Annotated in this window: 20 protein-coding genes and 1 pseudogene; 14 read left to right on the top strand and 7 right to left on the bottom strand. The window is 67.2% G+C overall.

Annotated features, from left to right (window positions below; all coding sequences use genetic code 11):
* Positions 1 to 90: 90 nt before the first annotated feature.
* The 5 genes from ACFWF1_RS39335 to ACFWF1_RS39355 all read right to left on the bottom strand — a co-directional run bounded on the left by ACFWF1_RS39335 (position 91) and on the right by ACFWF1_RS39355 (position 5261).
* A complete protein-coding gene (locus tag ACFWF1_RS39335; RefSeq protein ID WP_379284373.1) occupies positions 91 to 915 on the bottom strand; it encodes a class II fructose-bisphosphate aldolase in 825 nt (274 codons plus the stop codon).
* 43 nt (positions 916 to 958) lie between these two features.
* On the bottom strand, positions 959 to 1912 hold the full coding sequence (locus ACFWF1_RS39340; protein ID WP_379284374.1) for a hexose kinase: 954 nt from the start codon (positions 1910 to 1912) through the stop codon (positions 959 to 961).
* Positions 1909 to 3063 carry an N-acetylglucosamine-6-phosphate deacetylase gene (gene nagA / locus ACFWF1_RS39345; RefSeq protein ID WP_379284375.1) on the bottom strand — a complete coding sequence of 385 codons (1155 nt, stop codon included), beginning with the start codon at positions 3061 to 3063 and terminating at the stop codon, positions 1909 to 1911. Before nagA ends, ACFWF1_RS39340 begins: the two co-directional genes overlap by 4 nt.
* 112 nt (positions 3064 to 3175) lie before the next feature.
* Positions 3176 to 4237, bottom strand: coding sequence for an ROK family protein (locus tag ACFWF1_RS39350; protein ID WP_379284376.1), 1062 nt, complete (start codon positions 4235 to 4237; stop codon positions 3176 to 3178).
* A 79-nt stretch (positions 4238 to 4316) separates the two neighbouring features.
* Positions 4317 to 5261 (bottom strand): SIS domain-containing protein, encoded by a 945-nt coding sequence (locus ACFWF1_RS39355; protein WP_379284378.1) that lies wholly within the window; start codon positions 5259 to 5261, stop codon positions 4317 to 4319.
* A 128-nt stretch (positions 5262 to 5389) separates the two neighbouring features.
* Between ACFWF1_RS39355 and ACFWF1_RS39360 the strand changes: the two genes are divergently transcribed.
* The 11 genes and pseudogenes from ACFWF1_RS39360 (at position 5390) to ACFWF1_RS39410 (ending at position 16373) form a co-directional block, all read left to right on the top strand.
* Entirely contained in the window at positions 5390 to 6640 is a 1251-nt protein-coding gene (locus tag ACFWF1_RS39360; protein WP_379284379.1) for an extracellular solute-binding protein, read from the top strand.
* Position 6641: 1 nt separating this feature from the next.
* A complete protein-coding gene (locus ACFWF1_RS39365; RefSeq protein ID WP_379284380.1) occupies positions 6642 to 7523 on the top strand; it encodes a carbohydrate ABC transporter permease in 882 nt (293 codons plus the stop codon).
* On the top strand, positions 7520 to 8428 hold the full coding sequence (locus tag ACFWF1_RS39370; protein ID WP_379284381.1) for a carbohydrate ABC transporter permease: 909 nt from the start codon (positions 7520 to 7522) through the stop codon (positions 8426 to 8428). The genes ACFWF1_RS39365 and ACFWF1_RS39370 overlap by 4 nt, the downstream gene beginning before the upstream one ends.
* 144 nt (positions 8429 to 8572) lie before the next feature.
* Positions 8573 to 9973, top strand: coding sequence for a lipase family protein (locus ACFWF1_RS39375; protein WP_379284383.1), 1401 nt, complete (start codon positions 8573 to 8575; stop codon positions 9971 to 9973).
* A 68-nt stretch (positions 9974 to 10041) separates the two neighbouring features.
* Positions 10042 to 10695: a TetR/AcrR family transcriptional regulator gene (locus tag ACFWF1_RS39380; protein ID WP_379284384.1), complete on the top strand. Its 654-nt coding sequence runs from the start codon at positions 10042 to 10044 to the stop codon at positions 10693 to 10695.
* 138 nt (positions 10696 to 10833) lie between these two features.
* Positions 10834 to 12455 (top strand): annotated as a pseudogene (locus tag ACFWF1_RS39385) (AMP-binding protein).
* 40 nt (positions 12456 to 12495) lie between these two features.
* Positions 12496 to 12684: a hypothetical protein gene (locus ACFWF1_RS39390; RefSeq protein ID WP_379284387.1), complete on the top strand. Its 189-nt coding sequence runs from the start codon at positions 12496 to 12498 to the stop codon at positions 12682 to 12684.
* A 113-nt stretch (positions 12685 to 12797) separates the two neighbouring features.
* Complete coding sequence (locus tag ACFWF1_RS39395) at positions 12798 to 13589, top strand: DeoR/GlpR family DNA-binding transcription regulator (protein WP_379284388.1); 792 nt, start codon at positions 12798 to 12800, stop codon at positions 13587 to 13589.
* Between the two features lie 96 nt (positions 13590 to 13685).
* Positions 13686 to 13832 carry a hypothetical protein gene (locus ACFWF1_RS39400; protein WP_379284390.1) on the top strand — a complete coding sequence of 49 codons (147 nt, stop codon included), beginning with the start codon at positions 13686 to 13688 and terminating at the stop codon, positions 13830 to 13832.
* A 244-nt stretch (positions 13833 to 14076) separates the two neighbouring features.
* Entirely contained in the window at positions 14077 to 15618 is a 1542-nt protein-coding gene (locus ACFWF1_RS39405) for a cytochrome P450 (RefSeq protein WP_379284391.1), read from the top strand.
* An 8-nt stretch (positions 15619 to 15626) separates the two neighbouring features.
* A complete protein-coding gene (locus tag ACFWF1_RS39410; protein ID WP_379284392.1) occupies positions 15627 to 16373 on the top strand; it encodes a TetR/AcrR family transcriptional regulator in 747 nt (248 codons plus the stop codon).
* 23 nt (positions 16374 to 16396) lie between these two features.
* On the opposite strand, the gene ACFWF1_RS39415 is transcribed toward ACFWF1_RS39410, so the two are convergent.
* Positions 16397 to 17569 carry an FAD-dependent oxidoreductase gene (locus ACFWF1_RS39415; protein WP_379284393.1) on the bottom strand — a complete coding sequence of 391 codons (1173 nt, stop codon included), beginning with the start codon at positions 17567 to 17569 and terminating at the stop codon, positions 16397 to 16399.
* A gap of 109 nt (positions 17570 to 17678) precedes the next feature.
* Between ACFWF1_RS39415 and ACFWF1_RS39420 the strand changes: the two genes are divergently transcribed.
* Complete coding sequence (locus ACFWF1_RS39420; protein ID WP_379284394.1) at positions 17679 to 18245, top strand: TetR/AcrR family transcriptional regulator; 567 nt, start codon at positions 17679 to 17681, stop codon at positions 18243 to 18245.
* On the opposite strand, the gene pnuC is transcribed toward ACFWF1_RS39420, so the two are convergent.
* A complete protein-coding gene (gene pnuC, locus ACFWF1_RS39425) occupies positions 18242 to 18958 on the bottom strand; it encodes a nicotinamide riboside transporter PnuC (protein ID WP_379284395.1) in 717 nt (238 codons plus the stop codon). The two genes, ACFWF1_RS39420 and pnuC, sit on opposite strands and share 4 nt — an antisense overlap.
* 207 nt (positions 18959 to 19165) lie before the next feature.
* Between pnuC and ACFWF1_RS39430 the strand changes: the two genes are divergently transcribed.
* The gene (locus ACFWF1_RS39430) at positions 19166 to 20008 is read left to right on the top strand and encodes an ABC transporter ATP-binding protein (protein ID WP_379284397.1); all 843 of its coding nucleotides are present in this window, start codon (positions 19166 to 19168) and stop codon (positions 20006 to 20008) included.
* A 121-nt stretch (positions 20009 to 20129) separates the two neighbouring features.
* A complete protein-coding gene (locus ACFWF1_RS39435) occupies positions 20130 to 20876 on the top strand; it encodes an ABC transporter permease (protein ID WP_379284398.1) in 747 nt (248 codons plus the stop codon).
* Positions 20877 to 20895: the final 19 nt, after the last annotated feature.

Consider the following 20895-nt stretch of genomic DNA (forward strand, 5'->3'; position numbering starts at 1 on the left):
GGTGTCGACCTTGGTGGTTCGGCTGCCCCGGTTCACCCCTCCGCGCGGTCGGCGGCGTTACTCCTGGCGCCGCCGACCGCATACTTCTGTTCAGCCGAGCAGGTGGAGGAAGTGTGCTACCTCGGTTTGGATCGCCGCGCGTGCGGGGGTCAGGTACTTGCGGGGGTCGGAGAGGGTGGGGGTGGCCTCGAGGGTGGTGCGGATGGACTCGGTCATCAGGACGTTGAGGCGGGTGGCGATGTTGACCTTGGTGATGCCATTCTCGACGGCGGCTCGGAGGCCTTCGTCGGGGACGCCGGAGGAGCCGTGCAGGACCAGGGGGACCGGGACCTTGGCGGCGAGGTGGGCGATGAGGTCGGTGTCGAGGGTGGCGGTGCGGGTGTGCATGGCGTGGGAGGAGCCGACGGCTACGGCGAGGGCGTCTACGCCGGTGCTGGCGACGAATTCGACGGCCTCGTCAGGATCGGTGCGGACGCCGGGGGCGTGGGCGCCGTCCTTGCCGCCGACCTCGCCGAGTTCGGCTTCGACGTGCACGCCGCGGTCGTGGCACCAGCGGGTGATGTCGGCGGTGCTGGCGACATTGGCGGCGTAGTCGAGGGTCGAGCCGTCGTACATGACCGAGCGGATGCCGAGATCGACTGCGGCGCGGACCAATTCGGGAGTCGTCGCGTGGTCGAGGTGTACGGCGATGTCGGCGCCGCTGTCCGCCGCGATGCGCAGGCAGGCGAGGGCCAGTGGGGCCAGGCTACCGTGGTAGCTCGCGGTGTTCTCCGAAAGCTGCAGCACGACAGGACGTTTCGCCGACTCTGCGGCCGCCGCGATAGCCTCGGCATGCTCCAGGGTGATCACATTGAACGCGCCGAGCCCGCCCGGTCGCGCGGCAGTGATCAAGTCGGAAACGGGCGTCAGCGGCATCGGTACATCTCCTGAAGGTTCAGCACGCCCGTCTGCTCGACAGTTACGGGGCGGATTCGTGGCGGGTGGGTAGGTCGAGTCGGGTGATGCGGACGGTGGGGGTGATGCGGTCGCGCAGGCAGCGGTCGATCTCGCCGGCGACGGGAATCACCACGGCGGCGGCGGAGGTGGCGACGGCGTCGGTGAGGATGGCGGGCCAGTCGGGCACCTGGTCCTCGGTGAGGGCGGCGATCACCGCGGCGGTGGCGGAATCGCCTGCGCCGGTGGGGTTTCCGGCCAGCGGCTCGGGCAGGGTGGCGTACCAGGCGCCGTCGGCGGTGACGGCGACCATGCCGTCGGCGCCGCGGGTGGCGATGACAGCGCGGACGCCGCTCTCGATGAGGGGGTACGCGGCGGCGACGACTTCCTCGGCGGTGGCCGGCTTGATGCCGGTGAGCTGGTGCAGTTCGTCGCCGTTGGGCATGAGGATGACGCCGGGGATCTGGGCGGCCAGGCGCAGGGCCTCGCCGTCGACGTCGCAGATGGTCGGCACGTCGGCGGCGATGGCGGTGCGGGCGATCTCGGCGGGCAGGGTGGCCGCGATGCCGCCGGGCAGCGACCCGGAGATGACGAGGCCGTCGACGTCGGGCAGCATGCCCGCGACCCGGACCGCGAGCTGTTCAGCGGCGTGCGGATTGGAGACGCGCGCGCCGGGCTCCCACAGGGCGGTCGCGGTGCCGTCCTCGGATTCGCTGATCACCACCGTGCGCCGGACCCAGGGCAGCGCGTGCACGAAGTCGACCGGCATCTCCAGCTCGGCGGCGGCCGCGAAGGCGTGGTCGGCGAAACCCGTCGCCCTGGCGTACTTGCCGAGCTGATTCAGCACCCGCGTGACGTTGATGCCCTTGCCGCCGATGCGCTGTTCGACCGAGCGGACCCGATGTGCCTGGCCTCGTTCGAAGTGCTCGACGCGGTAGGTCATGTCGTAGGCGGGATTCATCGTCACGGTGAGGATCACGACAACCACTCTCCTCGCCTGAGTACCCGGCGCAACTGGAGGCCCTCGCCAACGATCAGTAGGTCGGCTAAGTAGCCCGTCCGCAGGTCACCGACGTCGGGCAGTCCAAGAGCCGCCGCCGGGGTAGACGTCGCCGCGAGCACCGCGTCGGTCAGCGACACGCCCGACTCGCGCACCGCGCGGGCCACGCCGTCGAGCAGCGTGCTGACACCGCCGGCGATCGAACCGTTCGCGATCCGGGCGACCCCTTGCCGCACCGTGACGGACTGCGGACCGAGCTGATACTCGCCGTCCGACAACCCGGCCGCCTGCATGGCGTCGGTGATCAGCGCGACCCGACCGGGCGCGGTCGCGAACACCAGCTCGGCGAATCCGGGGTCGACGTGCACGCCGTCCCCGATCAGCTCGACCGTCACGTGCCCGTCCGCCGCGGCGACCAGACTCGCCCCGACCGGACCGGGTTCGCGGTGGTGCAGCGGCGGCATGCCGTTCGCCAGGTGTGTGACGAGAGATCCGAACCCAGTGGGCCGCAATGCTTTGCGGAACGCGGCGTAGTCGGCGTTACTGTGCCCCAGCGAAACCAGCACACCGTGCTCGCTGAGCCGTTGCGCGACAGCGTCATAACCGGATCGCTCCGGAGCCAGCGTCATCACCCGCAGGTGCCCGCCCCCGGCGGCGAGCAGCTGATCGGTCAGCTCGAGATCGGGATCCCGCAGAAACCGCGGATCCTGTGCCCCGCACCGCGCTTCCGACAGAAACGGCCCTTCGGCGTGAATCCCGCCGAGCACCCCGTCGGCCGCCAGCTCCCGCAAGGTGGCGGTCTGCGCGACCATGTCCGCCGCGGCCGCCGTGACAATGCTGGCCACCACCGTCGTGGACCCGCGCGACTGATGAAACTCCGCCGCCGCCCGCGCTTCCGCCGCATCGACGGTGTCGAACCGATGCCCGAACCCGCCGTGATTGTGGATGTCCACCAGGCCGGGCAGCAGCGTCCCTGCAAAAGCAGGCTCCGGCGAATCCGGATGCGCCGCAACCCAGTCCGCGAACGGCAGTACGCCAGTGATCCGGTCACCCGCGACCGTCACGACACCATCGTCCAGCTGCACGGACGCCGAGACAACATCCCCGCGAACGACCAGCTCGGTCACCATGCGAGCACCTCCGCACGACCGGCTCCGCGCCGAGGCGAATCTGGTTTGCCAACAGCCGATTTCACGACAGACAGCACCATATCCGCGCGGTGCTCGACGCGTAACGAGCCGATCATGCGAGCGTTCCTTGCCTGGCGAAGAACGCGGCGCCCGTCAAACCGGCGCGCGCGCCGAATTCGCCGAGCACAACATGGGGAGCGGGGACGAGCCGGAGTCGGTCGGAAATGGCTTGGTGGAGCGGCTCGGTCAGTGCGGCACCCGCGCCGGCCAGCCCGCCGCCGAGGATGATCAGTTCGGGGCAGGCCGCGTGCACGATGCCGATGAGCCCGTCGGCGAGCGCGTCGACGGCGTCCGCGAGCACTGCCTTGGCGTCGGCGTCGGTATCCACCAAGGCGAATACTTCTGCGGCGCCGCTGATTTCACGTCCGGTCCGGCGGGTGTACGCGCGGGCGATCGATGCACCGGAGGCGACGGTTTCGACGCAACCGGTGTTACCGCACGGGCAGGGCAGGCCGTCCGCGCGGACCGGGATGTGGCCGTATTCGCCCACCTGGCCGTAGCTGCTGCGCACCAAGCGCCCGCCGACGGACAGGGTGCCGGAGATGCCGGTGCCGAGGATGACCACGCAGACGTTGTCGTAACCCCGTCCGGCCCCGACCCGCCATTCGGCCCAACCCGCCACGGCGACATCGTGTTCGAGCAATACCGGGATGCCCCAGCGATCGAGGAACCGGTCGCCGACCTTGAAGTCCCGCCAGCCGATGTTGCTGCTGAACACGGCGATCGACCGGACGGTGTCCACGATGCCGGGGACCACCACGGCCGCCCGGCCGACGCGGCCGCGCTGTGCCGCGGTCAGCTCGGCGAGCAGTTGATCGCCGAGCACCCCCATCGCCTCGAACGCCGCGTCGCCCTGTGGTGTCCGCATGGTGCCGACGGCGAGCACGGTGCCCGCCGCGTCGGTGATCTCACCTTTGATGGTCGTCCCGCCGACATCGAGGCCGAGCACCAGCGCGTCCGCGGACAACGCGTCCGGCTGCGGCAGTACCGCAGCCGAACGCGTCGGTGTGCCGCCGCGGTGTGCCGCGGTCGACCCGGCAGTCTCGGCCGTGGGCCGGGCGGCACTGGTCGAGGACGTTTCGTTGTCGGCCGTCGGTTCCGGCACCACTCCCATGCTTCGCACAGTAGTTCCCGGCGCGTCGCGCACTGCGGCGCCGGCTAAAGCTGGGTCGAGTTTCACCGGGCCGGTCCGATCACTGGTCGAGGACGACCGAGCGATTGAGCCCACGCGGGTGGTCGGGGTCCAGGCCGAGGTCGGCCGCGCGCAGCACGCAGAGCTGGTGCACGCGGAGCAGGTCCGCCATCGGGTCGATGTCGCGGTGCTCGAAGTGCGCACCGGTGCTGGCGATGTCCCTGGCGAAGTTCGGCACCAGCGGGCCGAAGGCCCAGACCGCGCGACCGGGCGCCGAGATGGCGACCGGACCGTGCCGGTACTCGGTGGCCAGGTAGGACTCGGTCCAGGACTGGCAGGATTCGCGCAGTTTGAGCCCGGATTCCTCCGCGATGGCGGCGGCGAAGCCCATGCCGACGAAGCTGATCTCCTCGGCGTGGCGGACGTCGGCGAGTGACACCGCGGGATCCTCGGCGAGCACCTTGCGGCCCTGCTCGATCACCGGGGCGAGATCTTCGCCGAGGTGCCAGCGCAGGATGGCCAGCGTGGTGGTGGCGAAGCGGGTCTGCACCACCGATTCCTCGTCGACCTCGTCAATCAGGATCGGGTCGCCGAGCTCGAGCACCGGGGTGCCGGGACTGGAGCAGATGACGGTGCGGGGAATGTGTGCTGGGATGTCCCGCATGGCATTGACCACCTCGGTGGTCGTGCCTGACCGGCAGATCACCAAGTAACGGTCATATTCGCGGCTGGAGCGGACCTCGCTGGCAGGCCAGGCATCGGTCAGACCGTGCCCTGCGCCCTCGCGCAGCGCCGCGATCGCTTTGGACATGAACAGGGAAGTGCCGCAACCGATCACGGCGACTCGCTCGCCCTTGTGGGGGAGGATGTCGCGATGCTCGGCAGCGATCGTTTCGGCGCGCGCCCAGTCGTCAGGCTGGGTGGCGACCTCGTTGGCCAGATGGGTGACGGGCGTGGGTTCGGCGGAGATCGGCACAACAACAGAATCCGCCCGGTGATCGTTCATGTCAAATTTACGAGCGAATCAGTCACATATGATCAAGCTTGGGTCTATGTTGATAGTCGGTCGATCAGTTCGATCCCATCATCGGCTGTCCAGTGGCGCCCGGTGTGCAAATTTGAAAGGTTTTACTCGTGAAAAGACCACTCCACGGCGTGCTTGCGGGGGTCGCGATGGTCACCGGCCTTGCGCTGGCGATCTCGTCCTGTGGGTTCGGCTCGAAGGATAACGCCGACTCCGACACCACGATCAACTTCTTAGCCCCGGCCTACAGTGACGGGGCCAACGGTACGAAGGCGCTGTGGGACGGGATCATCGCGGACTTCCAGAAGCAGAACCCCGCCATCAAGGTGAACCTGCAGATCGAGTCCTGGAACTCGATCAACGACGTGGTGCGCACCAAGCTGCAGTCGAAGTCGACCACCCCGGACATCCTCAACATCGATGCCTACGCCAGCTTCGCCAGTGACGGACAGCTCTACCCGGCATCCGAAGTCGTCTCCCCGCAGGTGCTTTCGGACATCCAGCCCGGCTTCGCGAAGAACGCGTCGCTGAACGGCACCCAGTTCGCGCTGCCACTGTTCGCCTCGACGCGCACCCTGTTCTACAACACCGACCTGTTCGCCAAGGCGGGCGTCACCGCGCCGCCGAAGACTTGGGCCGAGCTCACCGACACCGCCAAGAAGATCCAGGCGCTCGGCGGCGGCGTCTCCGGCTACGGTCTGCCGCTCGGCAGCGAGGAAGCCCAGGGCGAGACCTCCATCTGGACCTTCGGCGCGGGCGGCCAGTGGGCCGAGGGTGACAAGCTCACCATCGACACCCCGGCGAACCTGGATGGCGTGCGCGCGATGCGCGAGATCGCCGATGCCGGTGTCACCCAGCCGAATCCGGGCGCGACCGACCGCAAGGACGTCATCAACGCGTTCATCCAGGGCAAGATCGGCATGATCGAGGGCCTGCCCCCGAACATCAGCCAGATCACCGCGAAGAACCCCGGCCTGAAGTACGCGACCGCGCCGACGCCGACCAAGTCCGGCACCCCGGTGACGCTCGGCGTGGCCGATCACCTGATGGCGTTCAAGAAGGACGGCAAGAAGACCGACTCGATCAAGAAGTTCCTCGACTTCTTCTACGGCGCCGACGTCTACTCGAAGTTCGTCTCGACCGAGGGCTTCATCCCGATCACCAACACCGCGGCCACCAAGCTGGCCTCGGACCCGGTGACGAAGGCCTTCGGTTCGACCCTCGCGGTGGCCCAGTTCTACCCGAGCAACAACCCGAAGTGGGCTGCGGCGCAAGGCGCGATCCGGCAGCAGATCGGCACCATCGCCCAGGGCACCGACCCGGCCCAGGTCTTGCAGCGCATTCAGGAAGCCGCGAAATAGCGTGCGACGGAAAGGAACTCTGGCGGCGATACCGTGGATCGGGCCCGCGCTGGTCTTGATCGCGGCTATCGTCGCCTTTCCCGCCTGCTACATGGTGTGGACGAGTACCCGGGATCTGAACGCCTACGGTCAAGACCGAGGCGCGGCGGGTCTGGCGAACTTCCGCACCCTGTTCGGGATTTCCGAGCTGGGATCCGTTCTGGCACACACGGTGATCTGGGTTGTCGCCGTGGTGCTGATCACCCTGGTGTTGTCGGCGGCGCTCGCCCAGTTCCTCAACAAGGATTTCCCCGGCCGCACCGCGGTACGGATGGCGATCCTGGTGCCATGGGCGGCCTCGGTCGTGATGACGACGACGATCTTCTACTACATGCTCGATCCCGACGTCGGCATCGCCAACCGCTTCCTGGTCGATATCGGCCTGCTGGACCGGGGTTACGGCTTCACCAAGCAGCCGACGCCCGCGTTCCTGGTGGCGATCGGGGTCGCGGTGTTCGTCTCGATCCCGTTCACCACCTACACGATTCTGGCCGGGCTGCAATCGATTCCGGCCGAGATCGGTGAGGCGGGCCGGGTCGACGGCGCGAGTTCGTGGCAGCGCTACCGCTTTCTCACGCTGCCGCAGCTGCGGCCGGCCATCGCGGTGGCGACGATCATCAACATCATCAACTCGTTCAACTCGTTGCCGATTCTGCAGGTGATCACCGGCAGCATCGCGGGTTTCCAGGCCGACACCACAACCACGTTGATGTTCAAGTTGATTCGGCAGAATCAGCAGGTCGACACGGCCGCGGCGATGAGCGTGCTGAACTTCGTGTTGATCATCGTGATCATCGCGATCTACGTGAAGGTGATCCGGCCGACTCAGGAGGTCGACGGATGACCGCGGCGGATATCGCGCACATCGAGAAGGTCACCGGGGCAGTGGAAGCCGGTGATTCGGCCGAGCGGCCCGGTGCGCGCACGAAACGGCGTCGGTGGGAACTGACTGCGGTCGGTGTCGTGCTGGCCGCGCTGTTCCTGCTGCCGTTCATCGTGATGGTGCTCGGATCGCTCAAGAGCCGAGCCGAAATCCTGCGTATCCCACCGACGTACCTGCCCGAGACGTGGCATCCGGACAACTACGCCACCATGTGGGACACCCCGGAAACGCCGCTGCCGTTCAATCTGGCGAGCACGGTGATCATTTCGGTGTTCGCCACGCTGCTCGTGCTGATCGTCGCCATCCCGGCCGCGTATTACACGGCGCGGCACAAGTTTCCGGGTCGCGCGGTGTTCCTCGGCCTGGTGCTCATCACCCAGATGTTGCAGCCGACCGTGCTGGTGACCGGTCTGATCCGGGAGTTCTTCGCGCTCGGCATCAACGACACCTGGCTGGCGATGATCCTGGTGAACGCGGCGTTCAACCTGTCGTTCGCGGTCTGGATCCTGCACAGCTTCTTCGCCTCCATTCCGGTGGAGATCGAGGAGGCCGCGATGCTGGACGGGCTGAGTCGCTGGCAGATCCTGGTCCGGGTGAGCTTGCCGCTGGTGTGGCCGGGCATCGTCACCGCGACGATCTTCGTCGTGGTCTCCTGCTGGAACGAGTTCGCCGCCAGCCTGGTGGTGCTGACCACCCCCGAGAACCAGCCGCTGTCGGTGGCGCTGACCAAGTTCATCGGTCAGTACGACACCTCGTGGCAATACGTTTTCGCTATATCTACGGTCGGCATCATTCCGGTCGTGATCCTGTTCGCTTTCATCGAAAAGCGCCTCGTCGCGGGTCTTACCGCGGGCAGCGTGAAGTAGGCCGACCCGGCGGGTGGTGTGCCACACCACCCGCCGTTCGGCGCGTTGTGAACCGAAACACTGTCTGAGTCTGGACTTCTCGCCGGTTATCTGAAAATATCCCTTACCAATATCGGTATCGAGCGGTAACGGGAAGGCACTTCGATGAACGTGCGCAATGGTGGGCGCGTCGTCGTCCTCGGCGTCATCGCGCTGATGGCGGCGTGGACGGCACTCGGTTCGGGGCAGGCGGCGCCGGGGGAGCAGCAGGACGGTGTCCGGATCGAACCGGCGCCCGCGCTCACCCTGCCGCCGGAACTCGACGACTTCTACCGGCCCGCAGCGGGAGCGGTCGCCGCGGCACAGCCCGGCGAGATCCTGCGCGCGCGGGCGATCTATCCGGCGTTCATGGGCATCCTGCAGCTGAATGTCGATGCGTGGCAGTTGCTTTACCGCACCACCAACAGTCATGGCGAGCCGATCTCGACGGTCACCACCCTCCTGAAACCGCGCGGCCCCGCGCCCGCGGGCGGATCGAAGCTGCTGTCCTATCAGATCGCCGAGGACAGCGTCGCGCAGTACTGCGCTCCGTCGTATGTGGCCCAATCCGGTGCTATTCCGGTCGATTACGTGAACGCGGCGGAGACGCTCATTCCGATCGCCGCGGGCCTCGGTCAGGGCTGGACGGTCGCGATGCCCGACTATCAGGGTCCGAATTCGGCCTACGGCGCTTCGCGGATGAACGCGCAGGCCACGCTCGACGGCATTCGGGCCGCGGAGAACTTCGCGCCTGCGCAGTTGAGCGGGCCGGATACGCCTGCGGCACTGTGGGGTTATTCCGGCGGCACGATTCCGTCGGCCTTCGTTCCGGAGATCAAGGAAAGCTATGCGCCCGAACTGAATATCGTCGGCATCGCGGCGGGCGGTGTCGCGGCGGGCGACTACGCCGGGGTGGTGCGGCACAACAACGGTGGCGTCTACGCGGGGCTCATCTCGGCCGCGATCGTCGGCATTTCCACCGAATACCCGGAAATGCAACGGGTGATGCGTGAAAGGGTCGATCTGCTCGGGCAATTCGTGCTGGCGTCCAAGAAGGTGCTGTGCCATCCGCAGGGTGCGATCCTGTTCCCCGGATTCAACTACTTCGGCACTTTCCAAGGCGGAGATCCGCTGAGCCTGCCGGAGATTCGGGAAGCGATCGCGGACAACTCACTCGGGCAGCAGAAACCGACTGTGCCGATCTACTTCTATCACGCGCAGAACGACGAGCTCATTCCGATCGCGGGCACCGACGCGACGGTGCAGAAATACTGCAGTGCGGGTGCGCCGAGCGTGACCTATGTCCGGGAATTCGCCGCCGAGCATCTCTCCGGAGTCCTCTCGCACCTGCCCGGCGCGTTCTATTGGCTGAAAGACCGGCTCAACGGCGTCGCCGCACCGCAGGGCTGCTCGATTACCAGCCCGGTGAGCACCTTTGGGGAACCCCAGTTCGGGCAGGCGCTGTCGGAGATCCTGCCACCCATGGCGCAGGCCCTGGTCGGATACGCGATCGGCCAGCAGAAATGAGCTGTCGACCCCGGCGCGGGCCGATGTCCGTGCCGGGGTCGCGCCGGGGCAACGGGTAGCATCGAACGGTGGCACGGCGGGAAGAAGAATCGAAGGACGGTCGCAGCTACGGCGGGCTGTCCCGGGAACAGCGGGTGGCGCAGCGACAGACCCGATTGATCGATGCCGCCCTCGAATTATTCGGCACCCAGGGTTACGCGGCCACGTCCATCGAGCGACTCTGCGCGGTCGCCAATGTTTCCACCCGCAGTTTCTACGAAGATATGGGCAGCCGTGAGGCTTTGCTCATCGCGTTGGTCAACCGGACCACCTCGCACGCGGTCGAGCGGGCCTTGGAGGCCTTGGCGAAAACCGAGCACGATCCGCTGTCGACGAGGGTGGTCGAGGGCTTTCGCGCCTATCTCTCGGTGACCTGTGCGGACCATCGATCGGCCAGGGTTTGTTATGTCGAGGTGGTCGGTGTGAGCCAGGCGGTCGAGGAATGGCGCAGAGATCAACGGCGCCTGCTTTCGTCATTGTTGATCAGCGAAGCCGAGCGGGGTGTCGAGCGCGGCGAGGCCAAGCCCCGGCGTTTCGATCTTTTCGCGCTCGCGGTGATCGGTGCGGTGAACTCGCTCGCCCAGGAATTGGTGCAGAGCACGCTGCCCGATTCGGTCATCACCGTGGACGAAATATGCGAGGAGATCGCGTATTTCGTGAACTCCGGGCTCGCGCTCACCTGATCTGAAATCAGCGAAACCGGCTTCGGATTCGGCGGCGCGCACATCTGAAAAGATGTCTTGCCGAATTGATGTCAATCTCCTACAGTCGAGTCGACGCCCTTGTCCGAGGGTGTCGACGATTCTCTGGACGGAGTGTTCATGTCCTCCATCGGAAGTGCCGTTCGCGCGCTGGTGGTCAATCTGCATTCGGTGGGCGTACTGCAACGGGCGGGCGTACTCAACCTGCTCGCGCCGGCCGACCTCGTGCGCGCCTCCCGTGCGGTCCGGCAGTTCGGCGGCATCGCCGGGCCGGTGCGGATGTCGGCGCGGCGCGAGCCCGATCGGGTGGCGCTGATCGATGAGCTCGGCCCCCTCAGCTACCGGGAGCTCGAGGGCCGCGGCAACGCGCTGGCCCGCGGCTTCACCGGCCTCGGCCTCGGGCCGGGCGACACGGTCGCCGCGCTCATCCGGGACCGGCGCGAGCTGGTGGACACCATGCTGGCCGCCGCGAAGATCGGTGCGCGGTTGGTGCTGCTGAATACCGGGTTCGCCGGTCCGCAGCTGGCCGATGTCGCGGCGCGCGAGGGGGTGAATGTCGTGGTGTACGACCAGGAATTCACCGACTTGCTGCAGGTGCTGCCGCCGGACGTGCGACGGGTGCTCGCCGTGCATGACGGCATCGGGGTCGATGGCATCGCGACTGTCGCCGAGTTGATCGCGGGCAACGACCCGGCCGAGTTGCCGCCACCGCCACGGCAGGGCGGGTTCGTGCTGCTGACCGGCGGCACCACCGGGACGCCGAAAGGGGTACCGCGCGAGGTCAAGTCGCCACTCGCGGCGGCCGCGTTGCTGGAGCGGATTCCGTTGCGGCGCAACCAGACGCTGGTGCTGGCCGCCCCGCTGTTCCACGGCACCGCGCTGAACCAGTTCATCCTGGCGCTGTCGCTGGCCTCGACGGTGGTGCTGCGCAGGCGATTCGACGCCGAGACGACCCTGGCCGACGTCGCCGAGCATCAAGCGCAGGTGCTCGTCCTGGTGCCGACCATGCTGCGCCGGATACTCGACCTCGGCCCCGAGGTCCTGGCGAAATACCACACCGACAGCTTGCGCATCGTGTTCAGCGCGGGCTCGGCACTGCCTGCCGCGCTGGGCGATTCGGCCACCGAGGTGTTCGGCGACGTGCTCTACAACTTCTACGGCTCGACCGAGGTCGGCGTCGCCGCCATCGCCACCCCGCGGACTGGCGCGCGGCGTCCGGGACGGTCGGCAAGCCGCCGACGGTGTGTACCGTCCGGCTCTACGACGAGGACGGCGACCTGGTCACCGAACCCGGTGTGCGCGGCACCATTTACGTGCGCAGCATGCTGTCGTTCGCCGGATACTCCGGCGGCGGCAACAAGGACGTCATCGATGGCCTGCTGTCCTCCGGCGATGTGGGGCACTGGGATTCGGGCGGGCGGCTGTTCATCGACGGACGCGACGACGACATGATCGTCTCCGGCGGCGAGAACGTCTTCCCCGGCGAGGTCGAGGAGCTGCTGTACGCCCATCCGGCCATTGCCGAGGCGGCGATCGTCGCGGTGCCCGACGACGAATTCGGCCAGCGGCTGGCGGCTTTCGTGGTGCGGCACCCCGATCAGGGGCTGGATGCCGACGCGGTCCGTGCCCACGTGAAGGCGAATCTGGCCCGGTTCAAGGTGCCGCGCGATGTCACCTTCGTCGACGAGCTCCCGCGCACCAGCACCGGAAAGCTCTTGCGCCGCGACCTCACCGCGACCTGAGTCAAATCGTCTGGGCACATGGCGGGCCCCGGACGGCAGTGTGCTCGGCGCGTTCCAGCCCGGCCACCGGTTGCAGGTGACCATCGGCTCCGGTGACGCGCCGACCCACATCGTCAACCCGAAGGATTACCCCGCGCTGCTGGGTGGCGTTTACGACATCCAGCGCACCGAGGGTGCGGCCTCGTTCCGCACGCTGCCGCTGGCCAGCGCGTCCGCGATGCGCCGCTGAGAGGGCGACCGCTTGGCATTGCCGTACCGGAATCTCTACGGTCGGCAGCGTGCCTGTGATCAGATTGTTCGCGTGCCTAGAAAAACTGCGGGTCGGGTTCGGGGCGGTGTGAGATGACCGGACCAACCGACCGCCCCCAGCGGTGGAACCGGCTGCTCGAACTGCTCGCCGAATCCGGGCGACTGTCCGTCGAGGAGGCCGCCGAGCGACTCGGCGTGTCCTCCGCGACGGTCCGTCGTGACTTCACCTCGCTCGCCGAACAACAGCTGGCGACCAGAACGCACGGCGGCGTCGTCGCGACCTCGGTCGCCTACGACCTGCCCGCCCGCTACCGCCAGACCGGCGGCGAGGCGAAGCAGCGGATCGCGGAACATGCTGCGTCCCTGGTAGATCCGCACACGGTCGTCGCGATGAACGGCGGCACGACCACCACCGCGGTGGCGCGGGCGCTGGCCGGCCGCACCGACCTCGGCATGACCGGTGACGAACAACTGACCCTCGTCACCAACGCGCTCAACATCGCAGGCGAAATGGTCCTGCGCCCGCACATGCGCACCGTCGTCCTCGGCGGCGTGGCCCGCCGCGAGTCCTACGAACTGCACGGCCCCCTGGCCGAACGCGCGCTGGCCGAACTCCGCCTCGACGAACTGATCCTCGGCGTCAACGCCATCTCCGCCGAGGGCGGCGCCCAATGCCGCCACATCGACGAGGCGGGCGTCACCACCGAAATGGTCCGCCGCTCCCGCCACGTCATGGTCGTAGCCACCGCCGACAAACTAGAACGCACAGCCCTCGCCCGAATCTGCACCATCGAACAGGTCCAAGTCCTGGTCACCGACACCGACGCCGACCCAGCCGCAGTAGCAGCCATCCGCGCAACAGGAGTCCGAGTCGACGTCGTGTAGCGACCCCGCCAGGGTCGGCACTGTCCCTCAGTCGGGATCGGGTGATTGGTGTCCGGTTCCTGTTTGAATGCGACTGGGTCGGGCATGTTCGAGCTCATGACCACTGAACCCGGTACAGACCGTTCCGATGACACCGAAGTGGACCGTGACGACGTTGATCAGCCGGATTCGACCGAGGATGCTGCGGCGACCACGGAGGATCAGGCGGCGGATATGGACTATGAGGGCGATACGCCCAACTAGGGATTTCTGTTCGCGCAGCACCGACTTATCGATGAGACCTGCTCTTTCGCGCCGCCACGCTTAGTTCCGCTTGACCGCGGGGCCGTCGATAACCCAGCCCGGTAGGCCTTGGATGGTCTGCCGGGCTGTGCTGTGTCGAGGGTCGGAGATCGGCGTCGTTCCCCCATTGACCGAGTCATCGTGTCTCACTAGTCTGAATGGGACAGCACGTCCCATGTGAGTGTGTAGGCAAGGTGGGTCCGCTATGGCCGATGTTGATTCCGTTGATTCCGGCGTTGATTCGAAGCTGCACCCGCCCCGGTGGGCGCCGACGTTCATTCGATGGCACAACACCCAGGTGACCTGGTGGGAGTCGGTGAAGCTGTCGGTGGGGATTCTGCCGAGGGTGCGTGATCACACGGTGCTGGATTACGTGACGAACTTTCCGGGGCAGGATGACGTGCTCGTGGCCAGGGTGCCGTTCGCGAAGTTCGTCATCGTGCGCAGTCCGGAGTTGGCTCGGCATGTGCTGGTGACGAATCAGAACAACTACACGAAGAGTCCGGATTACGACATGCTCGCGGTGGCGTTCGGGCGCGGGCTGGTGACCGACCTGAATGATGAACTGTGGCAGCGTAATCGGCGGCTGGTGCAGCCGATCTTCGCCAAGCGCAACGTGGATGGGTTCGCGCCGGTGATGGTCGAGGCGGCGCGCGATGCGGTGGCACGGATCCGGGAGCTCTCGGCGGGCGATGGCGTGGTCGATGTCAACGCCGAAATGAACCGGCTTACTTTGGATGTCACGTCGCGGACGATGTTCGGCACCGATATCACCGGTCCGATGTCGGAGGTGGTGCTGTATCGGCTGCTGCGGTTCTTCGGCCGCGGGTTCATGACCAACCTCAGTCATCCGCTGCATCACCTCGCGACCTGGCTGCACCAGCGTGGGCGGCATCGCGACGATGCCGGGAATTCGCGGTTGCCGATGCGGGTGATGCGGGCCGCGGGCTGGGTGATCGAGCCGCGCAGCATGCGCGACCTGCGGCACGCCGAGGGCGTGGTCGACGGCTTGATCGCCGATCATCGCGCGGGCCGGATCACCCGCAAGGACAACCTGCTCGCCGCGCTGATCGATGCCTCCGATCCGGAAACCGGCTACCAGTACACCGATCAGGAGATCCACGACGAGCTGATGACGTTCATCGGCGCCGGCATGGAGACCACCGCGACCGCGCTGACCTGGGTGTGGCAGATGCTCGCCGAGCACCCCGAGGCCCGCGAGCGGCTGCGCGACGAGGTCACCTCGGTACTCGGCTCGCGCCCGGCCACCGCCGCCGACCTCGATCGGCTGCCGTGGACGCAGGCCGTGGTCGCCGAGACCATGCGGGTGCTGCCGCCGGTGGTCGGGCTGGCCAGAACGGCGAAAGCGGCTGACGCACTGGGCGGTTACCGGATCAAGCCGGGCACCACGGTGATCACGCTGATCCACGGCTCGCACCACAACCATCGGGTCTGGGATCGGCCGGACGAATTCGACCCGAGCCGGTACCTGCCGGAAAACGTTGAGCGCGAACACAAGCGGGCCACCATGCCGTTCGGGGCGGGCAAAAGAATGTGTGTCGCTTCGGGATTCGCGAATATGGAGGCCGCGCTGGTGGTCGCCACCTTCGCGCAGCAGCTGCAATTCGACGCGGTGTCGGATCAGCGGGTGCGACGGCAGATCTCGTTCACCGGCGGTCCGGACGGCCCGCTGCCGATGCGCCCTCGGTTCCTGCCGGAACTGGAGCGCGCGGACACCGCCGTATAGTCGGATCCGTGAAACCGCCCGCCCACATGCGCAGCCATCGCAGGCGCTCGGGTGGGCAGCGCTGGGACGAACACAATTCGACCAGGCAGACGCAGATCCTCGAGGCGGCCGTCGCGTTGATCGAGGAGCACGGCCCGAAGGCCGAGGTGTCGATCCAGCAGATCGCCGAGCGCGCCGGCCTGGCCCGCTCGGTGGTCTACCGGCAGTTCGACAATCGGGAAGATCTGGACGCCCGGGTGCGCGAGTACATCACGGATCACTATGTGGCCGAGGTGGAGTCGCTGCTCGTGCTCGATCCGGCCAAAACCGCGGAGGAGATGTTCCTCGAGGTGATGCGCCGGGTGGTGAGCTGGGCCGCGGAGCATCCCAGTCTCTATCGGTTCGCGCAGAGCGGCCCGGTGCACGGGCACTCGGCCGCGGAGAACAGTCTCACCGTCGGCAGGCATCGGGTGGCGGAGGCGCTGTGGCAACAGTTTTCGTCGTGGACCGGCCTGCTCGCCATCGATATCGAACCGTATCGTCCGCTCGCCTATGGGCTGGTCGGCCTGGTCGAAGGCATCGTCACCCAGTATCTCGGCACACCGCCCGGCCCCGATCGCCCCGATCAGGAGGCCATCGCCCGAATGCTCACCGCGTCCGGCTGGCACCTGTTCGCGGGCCACGCCGCCGACCTCGGCTACCACTTCGACCGGTCCGCCAACATCGCCGAAGTCCTCGCCAAGCTTTTCGCCGAGGCCGCGGCACAGCAAGACTGAAAGTGCTGCAGGAGTTTTCGGGCTCACCCGGCATGGACGCGCTGCGTCGCCGACACCGTTCGGGCGGACCGCAGGTTGGCCAGCGCGGTAAGCGCGGGTGTCAGCCGGGTTGCCCCGTTGCGCAGTGCGATGCCGGTTCGGGTGGCAGGCACGAGCAGGGCACCGGCGATCCGGAAGCCACCTTGCTTGGACCGCACCAGCTTTCGATGACGCGCCTCATATCGGTGCAGTGCGGTCGCGGGGTTGTCCGCGGCACCCAGCTCCTCGGCCAGGGTGTAAGCACCCGCCATGGCGAGCGTGGAACCGTCGCCGAACAGGGACAGGCTGGATCCGGCATCGCCGACCAGCGCGATTCGTCCAGTCGACCAGGTGGGTGAATCGACCTGGCTGACGGCGTCGAAGTACAGGTCGGCGGCATCCATGCGCTGCAGCAGTTCCGGCAACCGCCAGCTGCCGCCCGAATATGCCTCGGCGACAAGGCGTTTGTGGCTCGCCTGATCCCGGTGATCGAAGCCGGGCACGGCATCGTGCCGGAAGATGAACGCGGCTAGTGCGCGCCCACGCGTCGGATGCACCGACACGGCGCGGCCCGGTGTGTTGTAGATGACGACTTCCCGATCCGAGCCGACGGGCGCGTCGATCGGCATAGTCGCGACGAACATGCCTTTGTGCCTGACGAATTCGCTTTCCGGGCCGAAGGCCAGGCGCCGGACCGTGGAGTGCAGCCCGTCGGCGCCGATGACCAGGTCGAAGCGTCGAGGAGATGCCTTTGCGAAGGTGACGCCGACGCCCTCGCTGTCCTGCGTGAGTCCGGTAATGGTGTCGCCCCAAACGAATTCGGCTTCCGCGCGACTGGCTGCCAGCAGGATCGCGGCGAGGTCGGCACGCGGTACCTCTACTTCCCGATCACCGCCCGAGCCCTGGAAGGCGGCCAGTGGAATCCGTCCCACCGACTTGCCCGAGCCATCGACGAATGTCATCCGATCGACAGCTGATCCAGCGGCACGCAGCTGCGGCATGATCCCCATCTGTTCCGCCACGGCCACCGCGGGCCCCTTCACGTCGACCGGATTTCCGCTCGAACGCAGCGCCGCCGCGCGCTCGACGACGGTCACCTCGTAACCCTGCCGCGCCAGCCAGTAGGCCAGCGTCGAACCCGCGACGCCCGCTCCGGAGATCAGCACTGTCTTGTTCATGGCGACACCTTCTTCAGATAACTGGACGATTTTCGTCCGGTTAGCAGTAGCGTACGCTAAGCGGAAGAAAATCGTCCAGTTATTCGATATGGCCTGATGGGAGACGCTCATGGCGACCGAGGAACTGCGCGCCGACGCCAGAAGCAACCGGGATCAGATCCTCACGGCGGCCCTGAGCGTCTTTCGCGAACGCGGAGTCGATGTGCCCATGAAGGAGATCGCCGACCGTGCGGGCGTCGGCGTCGGCACGCTGTACCGCCGCTTCCCCGACCGCGACGCGTTGATCTCCGCCACCTCCAGCGCCTACCTGGCGGGGCTCGCGGACACCGCCGCGACGGCATGGCGCGAAGAGTCCGACGCCTGGACAGCGCTCGCTCGCTTCCTGCGCGAATGCGTTCAAATGGGTGTCGGCGGACTGTCTTCGGCGATCGGGCCCGTCGCGCACACCCGAATCCACGCCGACGGCAAGCTGATCGAGGTACGCGGCGTCGTCACCGACCTCATCGAGCGCATGACCACACAGGCCAAAGCCGACGGAGCGCTGCGTGGCGACATCGGCCCGGCCGACATCGCCAAGCTGATGACACTCCAGATCTACACTCGCCCAGGCGAATCCCACCGCGAAGCCGTCGATCGAGTCGTCGACATCATGCTCGACGGGCTGCGCGCCCGCTAGTGCGTCGCGGCCAGCGATACGGCTTCGGGTGTGGTGGTCGGCCGAATGCTGCGCATCCACACCACGAAGCCCCAGGCCACAAAGCCCGCGTAGACGAAGTACAGGGTCGCGGACGGGTAGTAGCCCGCCTTCACCAATAGCGGGATGCCGACGATGTCGACGGCGATCCAGATGAGCCAGAACTCGGCGAGCCCGCGCGCCATCCCGTAGGTCGCCAGCACCGAGCCGGTGAAGATCCAGGCCTCGGCCCACGGACCGTAGGAACCGATCAGCGCGAAGATCTGCGCGAAGGCCACGGTGCCGACCACCATCGCGGCGACCAGAACTAGACGTTCGCGATTGCTCGCCCAGCGCGGATCGACGCCGCGGTGTTCGAGGCCGGTTTCGTTGGCGTGCCGATGCCAGCTCCACCAGCCGTAGACGCTGACCGCGACGAACATCAGCTGGCGTCCCGCCTGGCCCGCCATGTTCAGATGCTGCGGGGTATTGAAGACCCCGCCGACGAAAACGGTGAACAACAGGGCGTTCCCGGCGATGCCGATCGGCCACGCCCAGACGCGTCGCCGCATGCCGCCGAGCGCGGAGGCGAGGCCGAAACCGTTGCCGATCACCTCGCGCCAGAGGATCTCCGAGCCTGCGATGTGCAGCTTGGCGTCGAGCAGCGAGATGATCGGGTTCACCTGTGGTGCAACCAGCGCGCCCGCCGATGTCATCCACCGGCCGGATATCGGCTCGGGTTGATCGAAAAACCGGCGCAGACGCGGGTTCGCGTAACGATTGCGAAATCTGGGGTCGCGATTCGCAATATCTGTGCAACGGACCCCTTCTAGGGTGACGTTCATGAGGGAGCGTAGCGAGCGAAAAATAGGTACAGCTGTGGCCACAGTCATGTCGGAGCCGAGCGCCGGCGAGGCGGAGGCATGAGTGTGGAAAGCAGTACCGGGGGGACGGGAATTCACATCAGTGGGTTGACCAAAACCTTCAGAGTCGGTCGTAAGACGGTGCAGGCGCTGGACTCGGTCGACCTGCACACCGAACAGGGCACCTTCCTGTCGTTGCTCGGCCCGTCCGGCTGCGGCAAGTCCACCGTCCTGCGCATCCTCGCCGGACTGGAAACGCCGAGCGCGGGCAAGACGCTCATCGATGGCCAGACGCCCGCGGAGCTGATCCGCAGGCACGAACTCGGCATCGCGTTCCAGGACTCGGCGCTGCTGCCGTGGCGTTCGGTGGAGTCGAACATCAAGCTGCCGTTGCAGGTGGCGGGCCTCACGCCGGACCCGGCGCTGATCGCGGACCTGATCCAGCTGGTCGGGCTGGAAGGCTTCGAGAAGGCCAAGCCCGCGCAGCTGTCGGGCGGCATGCGCCAGCGCGTCTCGATCGCCAGGGCGCTGGTGGTGAAGCCGACGGTGCTGCTGCTCGACGAGCCGTTCGGCGCGCTGGACGACATGACCAGGCAGCGGCTCAATCTGGAATTGCTGCGGATCTGGACGGAGAAACCGGCGACCACGCTGATGGTCACGCACGGCATCGCCGAGGCGGTGTTCCTCTCCGATGTGGTCGCGGTGATGAGTCCGCGACCGGGCCGGGTGCTGGAACTGGTGGAGATCGATCTGCCGCGTCCGCGCACCCCGGAGATGATGCGCACGCCCGAATTCCACAAGCTGCACGACTATCTGTCGGAGCTGCTGTTCGGGAAGTCCGGCACCGGCGGCGCGCTGGGCACCGCCGCGGGGAAGTCGAGCACGGGCGCGGTGCAGCCGTGAACGGGCAACGACCGGCGCGCTGTCAGTGGCAGGCGCGACCGGGTTGGCAGCGGGTGCGGCCCTATGGAGAGTCGATGCGGTCGGTCGCGATCTGCGTCCGGCGTGGCCGGGGAGGTCGGGCATGAAGCGAATCGGCGGCTTGCTCGGCGTCGCCGGGTTGATCGGGGTGTGGTGGCTGCTCGCGGCGCTCGGTGTCGCGGGTGGCACCGTGCCGAGCCCGTGGACGGTGCTGCACACCATGTACACCGACGGGTGGGGCCTCTACGGGCCGAACTTCCGGATCACCGCGCTCGGCGCGCTGAAGGGATTCCTCTGGGGCAATGGGATGGCCATCGCGCTGGCGATCCTGATCATGCTGATCCCGCAGATCGAATCGTTGGCCACCCAGCTGGCGATCCTGAGTTACTGCACGCCGTTGCTCGCGCTCGGGCCGATCATCCTCGTCGTGTTCGGTGGCCGCACCCCGACCGTGTTCCTGGCGGCGATGTACTGCTTCTTCACCACCATGGTCGGCACCGTGACGGGATTGCGCTCGGCCGACAGAACAAGCCTCGACCTGGTGCGCGCCTATGGCGGCGGGCGCTGGCAGCAGCTGTACCGGGTGCAGTTGATCTCGGCGTTGCCGAATACGTTCGCGGCGTTGAAGATCGCGGCTCCGTCGGCGGTGCTCGGCGCGATCATCGGCGAGTACCTCGGCGGCGTGGACAGCGGCATCGGTGTCGCGTTGACCGCCGCCCAGACCGCCTACAACGTGCCACGCACCTGGGGCATGGCACTGGCCGCCGCCGCGCTGGCCGGCCTCGGCTACGCGGTCGTCGCACTGGCCGCCCGCGTCGTCGCCCCCTGGACCACCCAGGCGGCGCGATGACCGAACAGCTTGGCGTGCA

This window comes from Nocardia sp. NPDC060255, assembly GCF_042727395.1.
In the GTDB taxonomy this organism is placed as follows: Bacteria; Actinomycetota; Actinomycetes; order Mycobacteriales; family Mycobacteriaceae; genus Nocardia.

Bases quoted from the DNA above. Each gene is read 5' to 3' on its own strand.
- nagA (WP_379284375.1), bottom strand. From the start codon at position 3,063: ATGGTGACCGAGCTGGTCGTTCGCGGGGATGTTGTCTCGGCGTCCGTG.
- ACFWF1_RS39420 (WP_379284394.1), top strand. From the start codon at position 17,679: ATGGCGACCGAGGAACTGCGCGCCGACGCCAGAAGCAACCGGGATCAG.
- ACFWF1_RS39375 (WP_379284383.1), top strand. From the start codon at position 8,573: ATGAACGTGCGCAATGGTGGGCGCGTCGTCGTCCTCGGCGTCATCGCG.
- ACFWF1_RS39405 (WP_379284391.1), top strand. From the start codon at position 14,077: ATGGCCGATGTTGATTCCGTTGATTCCGGCGTTGATTCGAAGCTGCAC.
- ACFWF1_RS39395 (WP_379284388.1), top strand. From the start codon at position 12,798: ATGACCGGACCAACCGACCGCCCCCAGCGGTGGAACCGGCTGCTCGAA.
- ACFWF1_RS39350 (WP_379284376.1), bottom strand. From the start codon at position 4,237: ATGGGAGTGGTGCCGGAACCGACGGCCGACAACGAAACGTCCTCGACC.
- pnuC (WP_379284395.1), bottom strand. From the start codon at position 18,958: ATGACATCGGCGGGCGCGCTGGTTGCACCACAGGTGAACCCGATCATC.
- ACFWF1_RS39415 (WP_379284393.1), bottom strand. From the start codon at position 17,569: ATGAACAAGACAGTGCTGATCTCCGGAGCGGGCGTCGCGGGTTCGACG.
- ACFWF1_RS39400 (WP_379284390.1), top strand. From the start codon at position 13,686: ATGACCACTGAACCCGGTACAGACCGTTCCGATGACACCGAAGTGGAC.
- ACFWF1_RS39370 (WP_379284381.1), top strand. From the start codon at position 7,520: ATGACCGCGGCGGATATCGCGCACATCGAGAAGGTCACCGGGGCAGTG.
- ACFWF1_RS39435 (WP_379284398.1), top strand. From the start codon at position 20,130: ATGAAGCGAATCGGCGGCTTGCTCGGCGTCGCCGGGTTGATCGGGGTG.
- ACFWF1_RS39355 (WP_379284378.1), bottom strand. From the start codon at position 5,261: ATGAACGATCACCGGGCGGATTCTGTTGTTGTGCCGATCTCCGCCGAA.
- ACFWF1_RS39335 (WP_379284373.1), bottom strand. From the start codon at position 915: ATGCCGCTGACGCCCGTTTCCGACTTGATCACTGCCGCGCGACCGGGC.
- ACFWF1_RS39430 (WP_379284397.1), top strand. From the start codon at position 19,166: ATGAGTGTGGAAAGCAGTACCGGGGGGACGGGAATTCACATCAGTGGG.